Genomic DNA, 19071 nt, shown 5'->3' with positions numbered 1-19071 from the left:
CCCCTGCCCGCCGCACCGGCCTTGGATCGCATAAGAAACATTATGTCAACTCGCGCGCCCGGGCGGGGTTCCAAGCCCCACGGCTGGTCCGAGCGCAGCCAGGCACCCTGGCCGAGTCGTCCGCGCGCTTCTGCAACCGCGCGCCTTCGCCCGGGCGCCCGCCGGCTCACGACGGCCCCCGAGCGAACGGCTCACCCCGCCGGGTTCAGCTCTCGCCGCGCTCGTCGCCCGCGTCGCCCTCGTCCGGCGCTTCGGGGCGTTGCAGCGGGATGGCCGCCCACAGGATGACCTCGCCGGCTCGTGTCAGCGGGCTTCCGGAGTCCTCCTGCTCGCTCCACCACGCCCGGACCTTCGCCGGCGCGCCGTCGCCGAGCGGCTCGAAGCCCATCTTCTCGCAGAAAGCGCGCGTCCAGCTCGCCTTCTCCCTGGAGCGCACCACGACCTGCTCCAGGCCGAGCTCGCGCGCCCGCTCCTGGAGCTCCGCGAACAGCCGCGTGCCGACGCCGCATCGCTGGTGGTCCGGGTGCACCGAGAGCTCCTCCAGGACTGCGACCCCAGGCGCCTCGTCGCGCCACGCCAGGTAGCCGGCTACCTCGTCGTCCGCCTCTGCCACGCGCACGTCGTGCCGCCGCGTCAGCGCGGCGAGATCGGCGAGCGTCCGCGCCTCGACCTCCGCCACCCCAGGGCCAGCCTCGCGGTGCATCGCCGCACAGGCCTGCTCCAGCGCCACGAGCGCCGGCAGCTGGGCCTCTTGCAGTCCTGTCACGCGGATCCGCTTCGGGGCCGTCCGTTCGTCATGCATCCCCCGAGGCTACCGCCGATGCGCGGGATGCCCCACTTCTTGCCGAACGTGCACGCGCGGCGCCGCGGCAGCTCAGCTGCGCAGCTGGAGCAGCCGCGCGATCGTCTCGCCGTCCCCGGGGCTCAACGGGACGAGGATCCCGAGCGCTGCGCCCCGTGGCGGAGCGTTCCTTCCGTCCATCGGGACGAGCCGGAGCTCCCCGGCGCTCGAGATGCCGATCACCGCGATCCGCAGCGCCGGCAGCGGCTCGATCTGCGACGCGGGCAGCCGCGGCGGCGGCGCCTGCCATTCCCCTTCGTACGGCGGATCGCTCCACGACGAGTCCTCCGACGATCCTCCACGATCGTCCATGGGAGCTCCCTGCGACCAGGACGCCGCCCCCTCCGCGCCCCGGCCCTGCACCGCGCCCGAGGGCTCCCCGTCTCCCTGCTGATCCGCAGACGCGATGCCAGCGTCGGCTTCATCCGGCTCGGCCTCGGTCCAGTCGGCGCGGTCATCGGACGCGGGGCCCGCCTCCGGTGCGGCAGCGGGCGCCTTGCCGTCGCCCGCCAGCTGCTCCAGGGCGAGCATCGGCGTCTCCTCGTCCAGGTCCTCGATCCGGAGCTCCATCAGCACCCGCTGCTCCTGCGGGGTCAGGGGGCGGCGCGCGGTGCCCTCCTCGTCCGTGCTCGGCCAGAGCCCCGGGCGCCGCTCGGTCGCCTCCTGCGAAGAGCCCGCGCCGAGCGGGACCGCCGGCCGCCGCGCCAGCGCCGCGGCCATGGCCGTCGGCGTAGGCACCGTGGCGCGCTGATCGGCCGGAGGATCCGCGTCGGCCGGCTGCTCCCCGCTGTCACTCTCGCGCGCCGCGTCCGACGCGCCCTGCCCTGGCTCCTGGCCAGCGAACGCGCTCGCGGCCGGGAGCTTGACCACCGGGACCTCCTCGGTCACCGCGGTCGTCGACGACACCCTCCCGTGCGGCGACGCCGCGAAGCCGGTGATCGCACGCGCGTTCGCCGGGACAGCGCGGCCCGGCGATCCGGCCGTCGAGGCAGCCGCACCCGGCGGGGCGCCGGTCTTCGTCGCCGCGCCGGGGCGCGCCGGGAGCCCTGGCGCGTGGCTGGGCGCGCGGGCCGCGGGCGACAGCTGCGTCGGGGTCACCTCGCGCAGCGCCGCTGCGCTCACCGGCGCAGGGGCGCGCCCCGGCACCACCGACGCCGGCCGGCCCACCCCCGCCGCGGGCCTGGGCACGGCTCCGTCGCGGAACGTCGCCACCGCGGAGGCGAGCGGCCCTGTCGGCGCATCGCCGGCAGGCGCGCGGACCGAAGGCGCCCGCATCGCGGCGGGCGGCGCGCTCGTGCCCGCGCCGCCGCGCTCGGCTCGCCCTGCCTCCGCGCCCGGTGGACGCGACGGTCTCGCCGGTGCCCCCGGCGCGCTCGGCCTGGGCGGCGGCGCGCTCGCCGTTGCGGGAGGAGCGCCGGACCCCTGGGGCGGCGCGCTCAAGGCCGCGTTCGGCGGCGCGCTCGCGGTCGGGGGCTGCGAGGCCGTGGCCGTGTCCGCCTCGAGCGCCGCGATCTTCTGCGCCACCTCCGCGGCGGCCTTGAAGAGCTCGAGGGCGCGCAGGTCGGCGTTGGCATCCGAGGCCTGCTCCGCGGCGCGGCGCAGCCATTTCAGGGCCTCGTCACGCTCCCCGCGCCCCCACAGCGCGGTCGCGGTCGACAGCGCCCAGTGCACGTCTTCGTTGTCTTCGTCGTGCGGCGGCGGGATCGGGCGCAAATTGGCTTCCATGAGGCCTCGTCGAGCAGGTCGCTCACCGTGTATCACGACTCCAGCGCCCGCGTCTTCAACGCGAGCTGGCGCACTTTTCGCACCTTTGCGCGCACTTTTACACGCGTCTTTACACGCAACGAATCATTCCCTTTCGCGGCGCTCGGTTCCCATCGGTTCGCATCCGTTCCCATCGCTTCGCATCGCTTCGCATCCGTTCCGATCTCCTCGCGCGTCACATCGATCGCCCTGGCCGCGCTCTCTCTTCGGGCCGCGCTCGCCTACCCTCCGCTGCGATGCGTCCATCCGAGGCGCCTTCGCCCCCGAGCTTGAGGTCCGTATACGCTTCGTGGCACCCTGGCTTTGCGGGACCTCCTTCGTGACGTGCAGGCGCGATGGCGCTGCGTCGCTCCGGCAGACGTCGAGGCTACGGGCCTCCACGAACGTAACGGCGGCACTCGATCCCTACCCCTCCAAACTCCGCCTCCCCATCCAGTAGGACGACCACCGCGTGCAGATCCTGTCGGACCTCAAGCCTGGAGACACGCTGGGCCGCTACGAGCTCCTCATGCCGGTCGCCCGCGGAGGGATGGCGGCCGTCTGGGCGGCGCGCCTCGTGGGATCCCGCGGCTTCCAGAAGATCGTCGCCATCAAGACGATGCTGCCGGAGTTCGGCGACGACCCCGCCTTCGAGGCGATGTTCCTCGACGAGGCGCGCCTCGCGTCCCGCATCCGGCACCCCCACGCGGTCGAGATCGTCGAGCTCGGCGACGAGAACGGCGTGCTCTACATCGTGATGGAGTGGGTCGACGGCGACACGATCGCCACGCTGAACAAGCAGGTGAAATCGACCGGGGGCGTCGGCGTCCCCCTGCCGATCCTCCTGCGCATCGCCTCGAGCATCTGCGCCGGCCTGCACGCCGCGCACGAGCTGCGCGACGACGAGGGCAGGCTCGTCGACCTCGTGCACCGCGACATCTCGCCGCAGAACGTGATGGTGTCGTTCGACGGCATCGTGAAGATCGTCGACTTCGGCGTCGCCAAGGCCACGGGCCGCCTGCATGAGACGCACGTCGCCGGCCAGCTCAAGGGCAAGATCCCGTACCTCTCGCCGGAGCAGCTCACGTCGGGCAAGGTCGATCGGCGCGCCGACATCTTCTCGCTCGGGGTCCTCCTCTACACGACCCTCAGCGGCTATCACCCGTTCCGCGGCAAGACGGACGCGAAGACGATGGAGAACATCATTCGCTTCGCCCCCGTCCCCATCCGCGAGCTCGTGCCGGACGTCCCGTTCGATCTCGCGCTGGCGATCGAGCGCGCGCTGGCCAAGGATCCGGCGGACCGCTGGAGCGACTGCGCGTCGTTCCAGCGAACGCTCGACCAGATCGCGATCTCTCTCGGCGCCGCGGTCACGGAGGGCGACGTCGGCCGCTTCGTCCGCGAGACGCTCGGGGACGCCGTGGCCGAGCGCCGGAAGAAGCTCGCGACGGCGATCCAGCTCGCGGACAGCCGCTTGTCGTCGCGCGGGGAGCCCCGCTCCACGTCCGGGCGGCGAGGCGAGCCGCGCAGCAGCAAGCGGCCGCCCGCCGGGAACACGCCGCTCCCCGCCACGTTCGCCGGCATCCTCCCCGTCTCTCTCGACGAGCCGCCGCCCAAGTCCTCCTTCCCGCCGCCACCGTCCAGCCGCAAGCTGCCGGTCAAGTCCGCGCCTCCGGCCCTGATGACGCCGGCGCCCCGCCGACGGCGGCGGTGGCCCCGACGCGTCTTCCTGGCCTTGGTCGTGGTGCTGTTGCTCGTCTCGGGGGCGGCGCTCGCCGCCCGCGCGGGCCTCCTGCCCGTGCCCGGCGAGGTCCACGACGCCCTTCGCGACGTGCGCGCGCTCCTGCGCGGCGCGCGCGAGGTGCTCCGCGGCGTCCTCGAGCGGCTGAGCGCGCTATTGGCCGATTAGCGCCGATTAGCGCCGATTAGCGCCGATTAGCGCCGACCAGCTCCGTGCGGCCGTGCGGCCGCGCGGCCGTCACTTGATGCCGGCGGACGGCTCCGGCAGGCAGACGCCGAGCGCGCAGAGCAGCAGGTTGACGTCGCCCGCCGCGCAGTACACCTGCCGCGCGCAGTAGTCGTCGTAACCGCAGAGCTGATGGCAGGACGCCTCGTTCCCGAGCTCCCCGGTGAACGTCATGCAGGACCAGCCGCTCGACAGCCAGAGCCCCTCGGGCCGCTTCGCGTCGAAGAGGCACGCGTCGGCGCGCGTCTCCGGGTCGAACACCTCCGCGGTGCAGGCGTCGCCTCCCGACAGCTTGCCCCGCGCGGCGGACATCGTGTTGAGCAGGTAGGTCACGTCGCACGCCTGATCCGAGGCGGAGTCCCGCGCGATCCGGGCGCGCAGCTCGTCCTTCCTCGCCGCGTAGGACCGCACCGCGCGGATCGCGCTCGTGACCTGGTTGTTGCCGCCGTCGGGCTTCGTCCCTTCGGCGAGCGCCGCCAGCACCTTCTCGACCAGCTGCTCCGCCTCCGGATCGGCGCCCGCGGAGCCGTCCTTCGCGTAGCCGAGCCGGATGTACGAGGGCGGCGTGCGCGGCGTGCACGGCTTCGCGTGCGCCCAGAGCTCCTCGCTCACGATGGGCGGCCGCTTCGTGAACGGCTGCTTGCAGGCGCCCACCGATCCGGGAGGCAGCGAGCCGGAGGCCCGCGGCGTCGGCTGCCCAGGACCTTCGTTGACGTACTCGGTCGACGCGCAACCCGCGGCGCCCGCGGCGGCGGACAGCGCGAGCAGACAGCCCACCGAGAGAGCTGCGGCGCAGCGATGCGGAGCGTTTCCCACGGCCGCACGGTAGCAGAGCCGGCGCGCGAGCAGAAATTCTCGCACGGCGGCGCCCTTCGACCGGCGGCCACCTCGCGGTGCGTCCTGCCGTCCCGCCGCCCCTGCCCCGCCGAGCGCCTCCGCCGGAGGCGCCCGCGGCCGGGAGGAGGACCCCTCCCGGCGCGCGGCATCCCCGCGGCGGCCTCCGCCGCCGGGCCGCTCGAGGCCTTACAGCCCGAGGCTCGACTGCTCGATCAGGTCGTCGACCACGGCGTGGAAGCTCTTCGTCCGGGCGTAGACCGTGAGCTGGCGATCCGCGCTCGTCCCGTCGCGGAGGATCGCCCGGATCCGCTCGATCTCGCCCTGCGACCCGAAGATCTCCGCCGACTCTTGCACGAACTCGAGGAGCTCGCCGACGAGGTGGCGGACGGGGACCTGCTCCTGCTTCCCGAAGTCGATGAGCTGCCCGTCGAGGCCGTAGCGCACGGCGCGCCACTTGTTCTCCTCGATGAGCTCCTGCCGGTACTCGCGGAACCCGAGGTTGCGCCGGTAGAGGAGGTAGAGCTTGCCCATGACCGCCTGGACGAGCGCGGCCAGCGCCACGGTGTCGTCGAGGCGCGTGGTCATGTCGCAGATCCTGACCTCGACCGTGTCGAAGAACGGGTGCGTGCGGACGTCCCACCAGATCTTCTTCGCGTTGTCGATGCAGCCCGTCTTCACGAGCAGGTCGACGAAGCGCTGGAAGTGGCCGTACGACTCGAAGGGCCCCGGGATCCCGGTGCGCGGGAAGCGCTTGAAGATCTCGCTGCGCGTGCTCTTCAGCCCCGAGGGGCGGCCGAGCCAGAACGGCGAGCTCGTGGAGAGCGCGAGGATGTGCGGCAGGAAGTAGCGGACCTGGTTCGCGAGGGCCATCGCCACCTCGCGGTCCTTGACGCCGACGTGGACGTGCAGCCCGAAGATGAGGTTGGCGCGGGCGACGTCCTGCAGGTCCTCCACGATGCACCGGTAGCGCTCGCCGTCGGTGATGTCCTGCTTCTTCCAGTCGCTGAACGGGTGCGTCCCGGCCGCGACGATCCGCATCCCCCCTCGCCGCGCGAGCGTGTTCAGGCTGCCGCGCAGCTCGGCGAGCTCTCCCCTCGCCTGCCGGATGTCCCGGCAGACGCCCGTGCCCGTCTCCACGACCGACTGGTGCATCTCGGGGCGGGCCCGGCCGCGCAGCAGCTCGTGGCCCGGCCCCCCCTCGAGCAGCTGGCTCACGTACGACCGCAGCTCGCGCGTCTCCGCGTCGACGATCTGGAACTCCTCCTCGATGCCCAGCGTGAACTGGCCGTCGAGGAGCCCCTCGACGTCGGTCATGACGAGGCCCCGAGCCGAACTTTGCCCACGGAGGGCCGGACGAGCCTCGACCACGCGTAGCCGTCCCGCGTCCGCCGGTCGCCTCGCGAGCACTCCACCGCGAACGCGACCATCCAGTCGACGGCGATGTTGAAGTACCGCTCCCGCAGGTGCTCGATGTGCATGTCCGGCGCCGGGTTCGTGAAATCGATCGCGTACGGGACGCCGTCGCGGATCGCGAACTCGATCGAGTTCATGTCGTAGCCGAGCGCCTTGTTGATCTTGATCGCGTCCTCGATGACGCGGTCGTGCAGCGCCTTCGGGAGCCACCGCTCGCTGTCGTGCTGCACGTAGCAGCCGCGGAGCCCCGTGGGGCCGATCGCCCTGGGGTCGTACTGGATCGGGAGGACGCGATCCTTGCCGACGCAGATGCAGCGGACGTAGTCGTCGAAGTCGATGAACTCCTGCAGGGTCATGACGTTCTGCCCCGAGGCGTTGTAGGCGGCGAGCAGCTCCTCCTGGCTCCGCACCACCGACACGTCCTTCCACCCGCCGCCGTCCGCGGGCTTGAGGATGGCCGGGAAGCGCACGTAGTCGACGATCGCCTCCCAGTTGAGCGGATACTCGAGGTTGCGGAGGCTGCGCTCCTTGACGATCGCCGGGATGTAGTCGCGCTGGGGCAGCATGACGGTGCGCGGCGTCGCGATGCCGATCTGCGACGCCAGCGAGTAGCCGAAGAACTTGTCGTCCGCGCTCCACCAGAACGGGTCGTTGATCACGAACGCCCCGCCGAGCGCGGCGGCCTTCAGGTAGAAGCGGTAGTGCTTCACCTCCTGGCTGATCCGGTCGATGAGCACCCGGTACGGGCTCTCGAACCGCTCGGGCGTCCCGCCGAGCTTCGCGATCTCCGCCCGGACGCCGGGCACCTTGTTGCACCTCTCGAGGAACGCCTGAGGGAACGACTGTTCCCAGCCGACGAGGATGCCGATCTTCTCCGCCATACGTTGCTTGCTCCTCCCACTACGCCTACGCGCGGCTGGCGCCGCTGACGCACAGCGTAGCGCGGACACACGGGAATTTTGCGCCATAAGTGTATCGATGAATCAGGTTGTCACACGGTTCAGCAGCTCTGTTCGCACGTCCGTTCGGCGTTCGTGACGGCGCTTGCCATCGCAGCAAACGAGCGACGCGAGGCCTGGACGCGGATCGCGAGCGTGGCGACGGGCGCGCGGCAGGCGCGCGGCGCGTGGCGAAAGCCACGGAGATCCCGGGGCAGACGCGGGCTCGATCAGCCAGGGACGGAGGCCGCGAGAAATAAATCTTGACGGACTCCGTTCGGCGAGTACAGTCGCGCACCTCTCCGACGGGGCGGGTAGCTCAGCGGCAGAGCGTCGGCCTTACAAGCCGATGGTCGCAGGTTCGACCCCTGTCCCGCCCACTTCCTGGGTCTAGGGGCCTGGGTGATCTGTAGTGATGTCAGTCTGGGGTGGTAGTTAAGTTGGTTATAACGCCGGCCTGTCACGCCGGAGGCCGCGGGTTCGAGTCCCGTCCACCCCGCCAGCTTTCTTCCCTGTCATCTGAGCCGATGCTCGCCTGAGCCTCCCTCGGTTGGCTTGCATCGCTCGGTGCAGGCCAGGCGAGGAGGTCTGGCTCGTGGCGAGCTTGCTCATGGGAAGGAAAGCCGAGCATGCTCGGCGCTCGCTGAGCGATCGTATCGCTGACGTCTGGGGTGGTAGTTAAGTTGGTTATAACGCCGGCCTGTCACGCCGGAGGCCGCGGGTTCGAGTCCCGTCCACCCCGCCAACGCTTCTTGAATCTCCGCCGCGCCGCCGTCCGCGGTCGCCCGCCGCTCCTGGCGGGACCGGGCGCTTCTGGCGTGGCGTGCAAGGCGCTGCGCCTCAGTCGTCCCGCCGCGAGAGCGTGAGCAGCGCCTTGACCTTCGAGTACGAGATGTAGGGGTTGTCCTCGCTGCCCCCGAGATCGTCGTCGTCCTCGCCCGCGCCCTGGGCCCGCACCGGGATCCAGAGATAATCCGGGTGGAGCTCCTTGCCGTTGATCCCGTTCACGATCGAGGGGTTCTTGATCCACTCGCCGCCCAGGATGTTGAGGTTGTCGTCGAGCTCGAGCACATAGTGCAGCTCCGACACGGAGAGCGGGACGGTGCGCTGCTCGGGCGGCGTGAGCAGCGTCTCGCCGGTGACCGAATCGGAGATCATCCAGAAGCGCGCGGCGACGCGGACGAAGCGCGTCGCGCTCGGGTTGAACCGGTAATTGTAGCAGTCGGCGCCCATGTACGCGCCGCCGCACAGGAGCCGCGCGGCCTGCTGGGCGTCCACCTCCTCGATGACATCGATCGAGAACTGCTTGACGGGGAAGCTCCACACCTCGACGTCCCAGGTGTGGTCGACGATGAACATGAGCTTCTGTCGCTCTGTCGAGTCGCCGTGGAGCGGCTTTGCTCCGACCGCGAGCAGCCCGGTCATGGCCACGTGCATCGTGGCCGGGTTGAGGTCGCGACAGGCGGGGTCGATGGGCCTGCCGTAGACGTCGCGCATCGTCCGATCCGCCCGCGTCTCGCAGCGGCGCCCCGAGAAGGTCACCGAGTCGCTGAAGTAGAGCTCGCTCATGAGCGCCTCGATGTCCGCCATGCGGAACAGCACGCAGCCGGTCTCCGCCGCGGCGCACTCGGTCACGGTCGAGCCGGAGAGCTTCACCCGGACGTCGCGGCGCGGCCCGGCCCCCTCGGCGGCGACATAGGCCGACCACCCGTTGCAATGCCCCCACCAGTACTCCGGATAGACACCCTGGTAGAGCCCATGATGCTGTAGCTCCCAGCGTGTGACCGGGCCGGCCACGACCACCGCCGGCTGGATATAGGGAGGATTGCGCAGGTACGGAGGCCGCCTGAGGTCGTCCATGCTCCACGCGGCGATGCCCCCGAGCCTCTCCATCTGCCCCGGATGGAAGAGGACATCGTATTTCTCGGCGGGAGAGAGGTTGTCCGGGTCGGACGTCCGATCGGAGTAGTTCTTGTTGGCCGAGTTCCAGCGATCGGCGATCCCGTTCTGCCGCTGCGGCCACCAGTTCGAGGCGAACGCGGTCGACTGCGCCTCGCCTTCCCGGAGCGTCGAGTTGAGCTGGAGCAGGGAGCCCCGGAGGTCGGGGTGCAGCTGCGAGGGCAGGTTGGCGCCGTCGATCGCCTCGCGACCGCCGGTTCGAGGGATGAGGAGCTGGTGCGCGCCGCCGAGGATCTGGCCGGTCTCGGGCGAGAAGCCGAGCACATAGGGCAACTCTCCGCCTTCCGTGAAGCGGAAGGTCGAGACGTTCAGGCTGCTCTCCGCGACGGCGACGCTCTCTCCCGGCGTCGGGTCGAGCTCCGCACAGCCCTGCACCAGAAGCACCGAGCTCACGACGCTCGCCCATCTCCACGTCTTCATCGCCGAATCCCCCCGGAGACCGACGCCCGCCGATCTCTGGCGCGTGCTCTGCAGAGGGCGCGCCACCGGGCCCGGCGTTAAAGAGCGCAGCCATTGCACGGCGCGGCAGCCGGACCATTCACCGCGCGCCGATGCGCCAGAGCACGACCTTCACGGTGTCGATGAGGATGGAGATATCGAACCAGAGCGAGAAGCTCTTCATATAGTAGAGATCATACTGGAGCTTCTCCAGCGCGTCCTCGGCGGACGCGCCGTAACGGCAGCGCACCTGTGCGTGTCCCGTCACTCCCGGCTTCACGAAGAGCCGCTGCCGGAAGAAGGGGATTTGCTTCTCCAGAGCGTCGATGAACTCGGGGCGCTCGGGCCGCGGCCCCACCATGCTCATCTCGCCGACCAGCACGTTCCAGAGCTGCGGCAGCTCGTCGAGCCGCGTCTTCCGGATGAACCGCCCGACGCGGGTCACGCGCGGATCGTTCTCGGTGGCCCACGCCGCCCCGTCCTTCTCGGCGTCGGTCCTCATCGAGCGGAACTTGTGGATCCTGAACGGCTTCCCGAGAGCGCCTGTCCGGATCTGCGAATAGAGCGCCGGCCCCCTGGAGTCGAGCTTCACCAGGGCGGCCGTGAGCGCCATCAGCGGCAGCGCGAGGACGAGCCCGGCGGTCGCGCACACGACGTCGAAGATCCGCTTCGCCAAAAGCGTCCGCCGCCGCACGCTGAACCCGTGAGAGAAGATGATCTGGCTCGGCTTCAGCTCGCGCACGCAGATCTTGCCGGTCACCCGCTCGTAGAAATCCATGCCCTCCTCGATCTCGACGCCGCGGAGCTTCAGATCGAGCAGCGCTTCCAGCGGGAAAGCGGCGCGGCGATCGGACGTCGCCACGATCACCGCCCCGACGCCGCGCTGCTCGACGAGGCGCCGGAGGTCTCGGTACCTCCCCGCGATCTCGGCCTCGTCGATCGGCTCCTCGTCGCGGACGAGCCGGCCGGCGAGGCGCAGCCCGAGGACCTGTCCATCCTTGCGGATGAGGGCCGCGCACGAGCGGGCGAGCTCGCCCGAGCCCAGCACCACCGCGAGTTTCGAGAAGCTCTCGCTCCTCATCACCCGATCACACGCCGCGCGCCACGCGGGGAGCACGAGCGCCGCCGCCCCGAGCGACGTCAGGATCACCCGATCGCTGATCTGCGCGTCCGGCACGAGCCAGAACGCGAGCCACAGCACCGCCGCCGCCAGGCCGAGCGCCCGGAACGTCGTCAGGACCAGCGCCCGCGCCCTGGGAGGCTCGGGCCCGTACAGGCCGTGATAATAGAGCGACGCCAGCGCCACCAACGAGATGCTCGCCGTCCGTCCGAAGCGCTCCCCATCGAGCGTGTGCTCCCAGCCCACGAGCACGCCCGGCGCGCAGCACACCAGGAGCGAGAGCAGGCTGGCCTCGACAAACCACACCATGGCCCGGCGCGGCGACCGGAACAGCTCCAGCATCGTCCCTCCACTCGTCGGCCCCGGGCGGTCGCACGTCACGGCGCGTCGCCTCTGACGGGGCACATACGGTTGTAGTTGAACCTACATTAGAGCAGACCGGGGCAGATCGCCAGATGCCTCCGACGAATCTCATTTCATGACGGCGGACTGAGCCGCCGCGCGCGGGGCCGGGCCCGGCGAAATTGGCGATTTCGCGGCCGGATTGCGCCGATGACGTGCGGGCTGTCGTGGGGAGTCGCGGCCCGAGTAACGCCGTCGACGGATTGCATACGTCGAGTCCTTAGCGTGACGTGGACCGAGACGGAGCCGCTGCGCGCCACGTCAGGGGGGCGCCGCTCGGCGCGCGGTAGTCTCGGCGGCTCTCCGGCGGCTGAGCCGTCGCGCGGGTGGGCGCGCCGCTCCCGGCCGGGAGAGCGATTGGCGTGTCGAGGGGGGTTATCGCGTGTCGCGCATCGCGCGCGAGCCGGCTTGCGCGGCGCGCGCGGACGGGGTCTCGCCGGAGGCGTCTGGGGTCTCGCCGGAGGCGTCGCCGCCATCGTCGAGCTCGCGGCCTGGCTCGGGCGCCTGCCAGCGGCCCGAGGGCATCCCCTGGATCATCGCGCTGCGGCGCTCGTCATCCCATGCGCCGTCGGGATCGCGGCGGAGCGTCCGGTGTCGATCCGTCGACAGCGTCCCCGAGATCCCGGCGCTGACGATGCTCCTCAGCGAGCCGCCGGCCTCGCCTGCGCTCGGCGCCGGATCGAGCGCGGCGCGCATGTACTCGAGATCGACGCCGCCGCTCAGCGCGATCCCGCGCCAGAGCGGATAGGAAATCTGCGCGCCGGCGAGCGCCGTTGTCGTGGACAGCGACCCTTCCCTGGAGGGCGCCGGCGCGCCGGGGGTGAGGTGGAGCGGCGGATTGGCGGCGACGGGGGCGCTGCCGGTCGAGAAGCGGGCGACTCCGGTCACGATGAGGTCGCGGGTCGCGCCGCCCCGGGCGGGCCGAAAGCTCGCTTCGAGGGACGCCTCGTGCTCGTGCCCGAATCCGATCCTCGGCCCGAGCGACGTGTAGGCATAGGCGTAGCCTGCTGTCAGCCGATAGCGCTGCTCGACATAGGTGAGCCCGATCCGCGCCGCCGGCGCGATCACCGCGTCGCGCGACGACAGCACGGGCGGCGGGCTCGCGACGGTCACGCCGCCGGCGACGCGCGTCGAGACGTTCCGCGTGAGCTCGTGGGACTCGGAGAGGAGCGCGGCGCCGGCGTGGACGCGGGCCGCGCCGCGCGTGAGATCGGTGTCGAGCAGCGCGTGACGGTACTGGGTGACCTCGTACCGGAGCTCGGGTGTCAGCGTGTCCAGCGCGCCGAGGTCGAACGAGGTGCTCACCTCGGCGCGCCCCGTGTGCGCGTCGATCCCGACCGCGGCAGGGTCGTCGGCCGAGAGCGCGCCCGCCTGCTCGTAGCCGGCGCCGAGGCGCACCGACGACCGCCGCGACGCCGTGATGGAGAGGGCCGGCCCGGCGGAGAGCGTGTATTGCAGGCGATCGCCGGACAGGAAGGGATCGCGCGCGGCGAGCGCGTCGTCGGCGCGCACGCCGAGGCGGGTCGCGAGGTAGCCGGCCGCGGCCATGGAGAGGTCCGCGAGCGGCGAGAGCGCCCAGCCCGCTCCCCCGCCGAGCCGCGCCGAGGCGCTGTCGGAGGGCGTGAGTCGAGCCGAGTCGAGCGAGACCTGAAATACCCGCTCGTAGCTCCCATCGACGCTCAGTCCATAACGCGACACCTCGCCCCGGAGAGAGCCCTCGAGCGAGCCCACGACGCCAGCCATCAGCGCTCCCGAGCCCACGTCCCCGACGTTCGACGCCACGCTCTGCTCCACCGCCGCCCGTGCCGTCACGTCGGAGTCCCACATCGGCAAGACGAACGAGAACACGCGCCCCCTCGCTGTCGAGCGGCAAGCCCCGCGGCACGGAGCGACCCGAATCGGCCGCCCTCCCCTCCCCGGCAGGCACGCCCGGCGCCCGGAGCGTCCCACGTTCGATGATGTTTGCAACATTACAAATCTGGCCTCGGCATGCGCATGTCACGGGAGCGCGGCGCGCCGGGCTTGCGCGGCGCTGCCAGGGACGCTCCGGAGAGCGGGCCAGGTCGTGCGAGGCGCGCGCTCGCGGTGTGGACGTGCGCCGACAGGGCAGGACGTACCTCGGAGTCCATCGCTGCCCCGCTGAGGGCGGACCCATGGAGTGTAACAAATGTTACACCATGAAGCCTGGCGTGAACGTGGGCATGAAGGAGGCGGGCTGGCCGAGGCAGCCGCGCGTCCTCTGGGTGACGCGCATCTTTCCGAACCGGGTTGAGCCGCTGTCGTGCGCATTCCAGCGGCAGCAGCTCGCGGCGCTGTCACGCCGCTGTGCGGTGGAGGTGCTCGCGGCGATCCCGTACCACCCGGGCGTATCGCTCCTGGGCGAGCGCACGCGTCCGGGCCGGCTGGTGGCGGTGCCTGCGCGCGACGAGATCGATGGCGTCCCGGTGGTCCACGCGCGCGCACCGTACCTCCCGGGGGCGGGTCGGGTGCTGGCGCCCGTGAACGCGCCGCTCTACCTGGCGGGGCTCCTGCCGTACGTCCCGCGGCTGCGGGGGCGGTTCGATGTCGTGCTGGGGGCGTGGCTCTACCCCGACGCCTGCGCCGCGGCGCTGCTCGCCCGGATGCTCGGCCTCCCTTACGCTGTGAAGGCCCACGGCACGGACGTGAACGTCGTGGCGCGCTGGCGCTCGGTGCGGCCGCTCGTCGGCAGCGCGCTCCGGTCCGCCGCATACGCGATCGGCGTGAGCCGGCCGATGGTCGAGGCGCTCGTGGCGCTCGGCGCGCCGAAGGAACGCGCGGTCCTCGTCCGCAACGGGGTCGACCGCGCGCTCTTCCGCCCTGCCGACCGGCGCGCGGCCCGGCGCGAGCTCGGGCTCCCGGCGCGCGGGCGCATCGTCACCTTCGTCGGGCACGTCAGCCGGGAGAAAGGGATCCACGAGCTGCTGCGCGCGTTCGAGGCGCTCGGCAGGGACGGCAGCGACGGAAGCGAGCCTGTCCATCTCGTGATCGTCGGCGACGGTCCGGAGCGGGCTGCGGTCGAGCAGGCTGCTGCGCGGCGCGATCGCGAGCGCGCGCCGGCCGATCTGCGCGAGGGGCGCGGCCGGATCATCGCGGTCGGGGCGCGGCCGCTCTCCGCGGTTGCCCGCCACCTCGCCGCGACGGATCTGCTGGCGCTTCCGAGCTGGGCGGAAGGAACCCCGAACGTGGTGCTCGAGGCGCTCGCGGCCGCGCGGCCAGTGGTGGCCACGCGCGTCGGGGGCATCCCGGACGTGGTGACGCCGGGGCGCACCGGCCTTCTCGTCCCGTCGCGCGATGCGGGGGCGCTCGGCCGGGCGCTCCGCGAGGCGCTCGCGCGCGCCTGGGACGAGGACGCGTTCGCCGAAGCGGCGCCGCCGTCGTGGGAGGAGAGCGCCGAGGCGCTGCGGCGGCTGCTCGCGCGGGCGGCGTTCGGGGACGACGGGCGGGCTGCCGCGTAGCTCTACTGCGGGAAGTTGCCCCGGATCAGCAGAAAAACCGCCAAGTCGCCAAGGACGCCAAGGAGAGAGGGGAAAAGGGGCCGTCCGGGCATCCCCCCTATTCCCCGGTTTTGTTGGCGCCCTTGGCGGCTTGGCGGTTCGCTTCCCCGGCCGACTTCCCGCAGTAGAGCCAAGGGCGGATCACCACGAGATCGACCAGGTGCACCGCGGCGCACCGCGGTGCCTGCAGGACGTATGCTCGACCGAGCTGCGCCGGCTGCCGAGGAGCGCGAGGCCCGCCTCGACCCAGCCCGAGATACCATGGCTGCACATGTAGAGCGGCAGACCGCCGCCCGAGAGGGTGGCCCTCCCCGCGGCGTCGCTGATGGCCGTCGCGCTGAAGTCGCCGTACCTGAAATAGGTCTTGTACACTAGGCCGAAGCGCTTGAAGAGTACCGACGGCGAGCCCACCGCCGCCATCGTCTTGTAGGTCGTCGTCAGGTCCTTCCGGGCGATCTCCGCGCCGAAGAAGCGCATCTTCTCCATCCTGCCGCCGAAGAGCCCATGCAGGAGCGCGCAGTCGATCTCGAGGAGCGGCGCCATGTCGTGCCAGGCCAGCGGCATCGGCGGATCGTCGAGGTAGCGGGCCGCCTGCGGCGAGAGCTGGCGGCTCAGATCCGCCACGACCCGCTCGCCATAGCTCTGCCTCAGGGCCTCGGCGCGGGAGCTGATCAGGGTGCCCTTCACGAGGTTCCCCTCGCGGAGGATCCGAGGATCGCCAAGGAACTGGGAGGAGTCTGGCGTCGGCATACTGCGGAGCGCTCCTATCTTCGCCGAGTATAGCGACAGATCCGCGCGGAGGTGTGGCGGATTCGCGTCATGTGCCCTCGGTCCGCCGTGCGCGTGTCCTCCGAGGTTCCGAGGTGTCCGCGTCTTCCGGGGCCGCGGAGGGGGCGCGGAGGCGAGGGCTGCTCACCCCGCTCGATATTTCGATTGCGCTCGCTATTTCTACGCCGCTCTACGCCGCTCTACGGCGCTCTACGCCGCTCTACGCCGCCGCCGTCCTGCCCCACGATGCGCGAGCGCCACCTCATCCGCGATGGCGTCTCCTTCTCAGATGAATGGTATGCGACATTACCACCGACGCGACGTGCGCGGCGCCGTCCTCCGCCGCTCGATCACAGGGATGATGCGCGCGTCTCGGCCCGAGGGCTGATGAGGTCGCAGCGCGCGGGCCGCTCGGCGGCGCCGTCGATGTTGGCCATGTGACACGGACGCGCACTGCTCCTTCCTTGGCGACGCGCGGCGCGCACGCAGATACTCGGCACGACGCGTGCTGTTCAGCGTGGGTCAACGCTGGCCGGCGCGGCTGTTCGCGCCCAGCGATACCGAGAACCAGCATGCGACCGATTCACCACATCCTCACCGCCGCGGTGCTCTCTCTGGGCCTTGTCGGGGCGCAGGGGCGCGCCGCCGCGCAGCCTGTCGCCGGTCACCCGCGACTCTGGCTCACGAACGAACACCTCCCCAGGCTGCGCGGGTGGGCCGCGGACGGCCGAAACCGCATGTACACGGAAGCCATGGTGCCCGCGCTTCGGGGCGCGATCGCAGCTTACGAAGGCCGGTTCTATCCGAATGGCCGGCCGAACCCGACGTGGCCGGACGGCGGCACGAACGCCTACGAGCAGTATCCGACCGAGGCGTATGCCGAGTTTTTCGCGTTCATGTCGCTCATCGATCCCGACGCAGCGGCCCGCCCCACCCACGCTGTCAGGGCGCGCAACCTCCTGATGCATGCCATCGAGGAGGCGAGCAAGGGCAGGGCCGACGGCGAGCCCTTCCGCCGCCCGGGGTTCGCGACCGGCGACCGCTCGCGCTGGTGGGGTGAAGGCTTCCCGCTGACTGTCGACTGGATCTACGGCGCGACCGACAGCGGCGGCCGTCCGGTGCTCTCCGCCGGAGACAAGGCCAAGATACGGCAGGTCTTTCTCAGGTGGATTGACGACAACCTCCACGCCTCGACGGCGGGCAACGAGCACCCCCACCCGGTCGGCGTCATGAACGATCCGGCGCTCCTCCGCGATCCGCTCCAGCTCAGGTGGGCTGCGAACAACTACTATCTCGGCCATCTGCGCAACGTCACGCTGATGTCGCTCTCGATGGACGACGCGGACGACCCTCCGCTCGATCCCAGCGCGCCGGCGGGGGCGCTCGGCAACACGCTGCGCAGCTACCGCGCGGACGCGACCGGGGCGTGGCTCTACCAGGCCTTCGCCGTCTTCGAGGCCTCCGAGACCGCGGCCAAGCAGCTCGGGGTCCCGTCCGACGGGCTCGGCGTGGCCAGCGGCGGCATGCCCGTGGAGGGCTTCCTCTATGGCAGCGGCGGCGTCGCGACCCTCCACCAGGCGCTGCTCGGGCTCTATACGGCCGGCTACGGCGCCCAGGCCCAGTCAGGACCTCAGATCGGGCTGCTGCGCAGCGGAACCTGGGACCGCTTCACGGACGGGTTCCTGCACTCGATCGCGCCGGGCCCGATCACCTACCCGTCGAGGAGCGACCTCGGGCCGGTCTACGAGGTGGCGAACTACGGCGACACGCTGCAGAGCTGGGTCGAGCCGCGCTTCGCGGAGCTGTTCGGCTCGCTGGGCGTCTACGACCAGCTCACGGGCAACACGGCGCGCTTGCAGAGGTCGCGCTGGATCGTGGCCAACACGATCGCGGGCGGCGCGCCCGAGCTCTACGCGCGCACGTCCAAGATCTGGGGATCGCCCGCCCCGAGCCGGGCGATCCTGAGCTTCATGCTCTTCGACCCGGCCGCGCCGCTCCCGCCGGATCCTCGCCCGGCGATGCCCACCGCGTTCTTCGAGCGGGCGCAGGGGCGCGGCTCCCTCCGCGCGCGCTCGGACTGGACGGCGGGCGCGACGTGGTTCACCTGGCGTTGCGGCTGGGTCACCATCAACCACCAGATCGGCGATTGCAATCAGATCGAGCTCTACCGGAAGGGAGAGTGGCTGACGAAGGAGCACACGAGTTACTCGAACAACCTGATCGGGGCCACGACCGATTACCACAACACCCTCTCCCTGCAGAACGACAAGCCGTCGAACATTCGCTGGTTCGAAAAGGAGATCGTCGCGCGAGGCGGCCAGTGGCGCGAGGGGCGCGCCGCCGGCGATCCGATCACGCGCATGACCCGGGGCGCCGGCTACGTGTTCGCCGAGGGGATAGCGACGGATCTGTACAACACCCGCGAGAACGTCTGGACGCCGACGGACGCCGCCCGCGACATGGTCCATGCGAGCCGGTCGGTCGTCTGGCTGCAGCCGGATCACGTGGTCCTCTACGACCGCGCGACGTCGCGCACCGCCGGCCGGTTCAAGCGGTTCAACCTGATGACCACCTCGGCGCCGCGGATCGCCGGCCGGACGGCCAGCTCCGTGACCCCGCGGGGGCAGACGCTGTTCATCCAGAGCCTCTTGCCGCGGAACGCCCGCATGACGGCCGTGCCGATCGAGAACGTCGACAAGCCGGCGGCCATGGAGCCGACGACCCACCGCCTCGTCGTGGAGGATCCGACCGCTCCGACGGACGTCCGCTTCCTGCACGTGCTCCAAGGGGCGGACGCGGGCGCGGCGGTGGATACGGCGACGCGGATCGACTGCGCGCAGGGCTCCGGCTTCGACGGCGCGCTCGTGGCAGGCACGGTCGTCCTCTTCCGCTCGGATCTGCGCTCGGACCCGCAGCCGAGCTCGGCGCCGCTGTCCTATCAGGTGCCTCGCGCGACGCGCAGGCATGTGATCACCGGCCTCCTGCCGAAGACCGGCTACGACGTGGCCGTCGTCTCCCGGGAGCCGGAGCTCGCGATGCGCATCACGCCGGGCGGGCGCACCACGACAGACGACGCGGGCGTGCTCTCGTTCGACACGCCGTAGCGCGCAACGCGCCGCGGCCGCGCGGAC

At 71.3% G+C, this 19071-nt stretch carries 12 protein-coding genes and 3 tRNA genes; 6 read left to right on the top strand and 9 right to left on the bottom strand.

The features are described from left to right. Positions 1-205: 205 nt before the first annotated feature. Together WMF19_RS20700 and WMF19_RS20695 are read right to left on the bottom strand one after the other, a co-directional pair. Positions 206-802, bottom strand: a complete 597-nt coding sequence (locus WMF19_RS20700; protein ID WP_437900675.1) for a GNAT family N-acetyltransferase — start codon at positions 800-802, stop codon at positions 206-208. A 72-nt stretch (positions 803-874) separates the two neighbouring features. Beyond that, positions 875-2566, bottom strand: coding sequence for a hypothetical protein (locus WMF19_RS20695; protein ID WP_437900674.1), 1692 nt, complete (start codon positions 2564-2566; stop codon positions 875-877). 490 nt (positions 2567-3056) lie between these two features. Between WMF19_RS20695 and WMF19_RS20690 the strand changes: the two genes are divergently transcribed. Then, positions 3057-4493 (top strand): serine/threonine protein kinase, encoded by a 1437-nt coding sequence (locus WMF19_RS20690; RefSeq protein ID WP_437330290.1) that lies wholly within the window; start codon positions 3057-3059, stop codon positions 4491-4493. 69 nt (positions 4494-4562) lie between these two features. Here the strand turns inward: WMF19_RS20690 and WMF19_RS20685 are convergent, their stop codons facing one another. From WMF19_RS20685 to WMF19_RS20675, 3 genes are all read right to left on the bottom strand, one after another. After that, positions 4563-5411 carry a hypothetical protein gene (locus WMF19_RS20685; RefSeq protein WP_437900673.1) on the bottom strand — a complete coding sequence of 283 codons (849 nt, stop codon included), beginning with the start codon at positions 5409-5411 and terminating at the stop codon, positions 4563-4565. A gap of 162 nt (positions 5412-5573) precedes the next feature. After that, positions 5574-6701: a carboxylate-amine ligase gene (locus tag WMF19_RS20680; RefSeq protein WP_437900672.1), complete on the bottom strand. Its 1128-nt coding sequence runs from the start codon at positions 6699-6701 to the stop codon at positions 5574-5576. Next, the gene (locus tag WMF19_RS20675; RefSeq protein WP_272099202.1) at positions 6698-7681 is read right to left on the bottom strand and encodes an ATP-grasp domain-containing protein; all 984 of its coding nucleotides are present in this window, start codon (positions 7679-7681) and stop codon (positions 6698-6700) included. Before WMF19_RS20675 ends, WMF19_RS20680 begins: the two co-directional genes overlap by 4 nt. Positions 7682-8046: 365 nt before the next feature. Between WMF19_RS20675 and WMF19_RS20670 the strand changes: the two genes are divergently transcribed. From WMF19_RS20670 to WMF19_RS20660, 3 genes are all read left to right on the top strand, one after another. Then, positions 8047-8118, top strand: a tRNA-Val gene (locus tag WMF19_RS20670). A 45-nt stretch (positions 8119-8163) separates the two neighbouring features. Further along, positions 8164-8240 (top strand) — tRNA-Asp (locus tag WMF19_RS20665). Between the two features lie 166 nt (positions 8241-8406). After that, positions 8407-8483 (top strand) — tRNA-Asp (locus WMF19_RS20660). 95 nt (positions 8484-8578) lie between these two features. Here WMF19_RS20660 and WMF19_RS20655 read toward each other — a convergent pair. The 3 genes from WMF19_RS20655 to WMF19_RS20645 all read right to left on the bottom strand — a co-directional run bounded on the left by WMF19_RS20655 (position 8579) and on the right by WMF19_RS20645 (position 13505). After that, positions 8579-10117, bottom strand: coding sequence for a hypothetical protein (locus WMF19_RS20655; RefSeq protein ID WP_437330286.1), 1539 nt, complete (start codon positions 10115-10117; stop codon positions 8579-8581). A 118-nt stretch (positions 10118-10235) separates the two neighbouring features. Then, positions 10236-11597, bottom strand: a complete 1362-nt coding sequence (locus tag WMF19_RS20650; RefSeq protein ID WP_437900671.1) for a sugar transferase — start codon at positions 11595-11597, stop codon at positions 10236-10238. Positions 11598-12032: 435 nt separating this feature from the next. Then, complete coding sequence (locus tag WMF19_RS20645) at positions 12033-13505, bottom strand: hypothetical protein (protein WP_437900670.1); 1473 nt, start codon at positions 13503-13505, stop codon at positions 12033-12035. A gap of 329 nt (positions 13506-13834) precedes the next feature. On the opposite strand from WMF19_RS20645, the gene WMF19_RS20640 reads away from it, so the two are divergent. Beyond that, a complete protein-coding gene (locus WMF19_RS20640; RefSeq protein WP_437900669.1) occupies positions 13835-15133 on the top strand; it encodes a glycosyltransferase family 4 protein in 1299 nt (432 codons plus the stop codon). Between the two features lie 180 nt (positions 15134-15313). Here the strand turns inward: WMF19_RS20640 and WMF19_RS20635 are convergent, their stop codons facing one another. Beyond that, a complete protein-coding gene (locus tag WMF19_RS20635; RefSeq protein ID WP_272099193.1) occupies positions 15314-15922 on the bottom strand; it encodes a hypothetical protein in 609 nt (202 codons plus the stop codon). A gap of 590 nt (positions 15923-16512) precedes the next feature. Between WMF19_RS20635 and WMF19_RS20630 the strand changes: the two genes are divergently transcribed. Then, positions 16513-19044 (top strand): hypothetical protein, encoded by a 2532-nt coding sequence (locus WMF19_RS20630; protein ID WP_437900668.1) that lies wholly within the window; start codon positions 16513-16515, stop codon positions 19042-19044. The last annotated feature ends 27 nt before the right edge of the window (positions 19045-19071 follow it).

This window comes from Sorangium sp. So ce124, from assembly GCF_051525235.1.
In the GTDB taxonomy this organism is placed as follows: domain Bacteria; phylum Myxococcota_A; class Polyangia; order Polyangiales; family Polyangiaceae; genus Sorangium; species Sorangium atrum.
The sequence above is the reverse complement of the archived record's forward strand: the minus strand, read 5'-3'. Positions and strand labels throughout refer to the sequence as shown.

Excerpts from the sequence above, each read along its gene's own strand:
- WMF19_RS20700 (WP_437900675.1), bottom strand. The coding sequence starts at position 802 with ATGCATGACGAACGGACGGCCCCGAAGCGGATCCGCGTGACAGGACTG.
- WMF19_RS20695 (WP_437900674.1), bottom strand. The coding sequence starts at position 2,566 with ATGGAAGCCAATTTGCGCCCGATCCCGCCGCCGCACGACGAAGACAAC.
- WMF19_RS20680 (WP_437900672.1), bottom strand. The coding sequence starts at position 6,701 with ATGACCGACGTCGAGGGGCTCCTCGACGGCCAGTTCACGCTGGGCATC.
- WMF19_RS20675 (WP_272099202.1), bottom strand. The coding sequence starts at position 7,681 with ATGGCGGAGAAGATCGGCATCCTCGTCGGCTGGGAACAGTCGTTCCCT.
- WMF19_RS20655 (WP_437330286.1), bottom strand. The coding sequence starts at position 10,117 with ATGAAGACGTGGAGATGGGCGAGCGTCGTGAGCTCGGTGCTTCTGGTG.
- WMF19_RS20650 (WP_437900671.1), bottom strand. The coding sequence starts at position 11,597 with ATGCTGGAGCTGTTCCGGTCGCCGCGCCGGGCCATGGTGTGGTTTGTC.
- WMF19_RS20640 (WP_437900669.1), top strand. The coding sequence starts at position 13,835 with ATGAAGCCTGGCGTGAACGTGGGCATGAAGGAGGCGGGCTGGCCGAGG.
- WMF19_RS20635 (WP_272099193.1), bottom strand. The coding sequence starts at position 15,922 with ATGCCGACGCCAGACTCCTCCCAGTTCCTTGGCGATCCTCGGATCCTC.
- WMF19_RS20630 (WP_437900668.1), top strand. The coding sequence starts at position 16,513 with ATGCGACCGATTCACCACATCCTCACCGCCGCGGTGCTCTCTCTGGGC.